The sequence below is a fragment of the Bacillus cereus group sp. BfR-BA-01382 genome (assembly GCF_022663475.1).
Classification (GTDB): domain Bacteria; phylum Bacillota; class Bacilli; order Bacillales; family Bacillaceae_G; genus Bacillus_A; species Bacillus_A thuringiensis_S.
On record NZ_JAKUFQ010000331.1, the window covers coordinates 1 to 324 of the forward strand.

Here is a 324-nt window from a genome sequence, read left to right on the forward strand (position 1 = left end):
TCGGCGGTTCGATCCCGTCATCCTCCACCATTTAGCCGACTTAGCTCAATTGGTAGAGCAACTGACTTGTAATCAGTAGGTTGGGGGTTCAAGTCCTCTAGTCGGCACCAGAAAATCATGGCGGTTGTGGCGAAGTGGTTAACGCACCGGATTGTGGCTCCGGCATTCGTGGGTTCGATTCCCATCAGTCGCCCCATTTTTTCTTAAAATATTAATATGCGGGTGTGGCGGAATTGGCAGACGCACTAGACTTAGGATCTAGCGCCTTTGGCGTGGGGGTTCGACTCCCTTCACCCGCACTTTTAATAAAATATCTCAAACATG

At 50.0% G+C, this 324-nt stretch carries 3 tRNA genes; all 3 read left to right on the forward strand.

The window, feature by feature from the left end:
• Positions 1–34: 34 nt before the first annotated feature.
• The 3 genes from MR160_RS34205 to MR160_RS34215 all read left to right on the forward strand — a co-directional run bounded on the left by MR160_RS34205 (position 35) and on the right by MR160_RS34215 (position 299).
• Positions 35–110, forward strand: a tRNA-Thr gene (locus tag MR160_RS34205).
• Positions 111–120: 10 nt separating this feature from the next.
• Positions 121–196, forward strand: a tRNA-His gene (locus MR160_RS34210).
• A 22-nt stretch (positions 197–218) separates the two neighbouring features.
• Positions 219–299 (forward strand) — tRNA-Leu (locus MR160_RS34215).
• Positions 300–324: the final 25 nt, after the last annotated feature.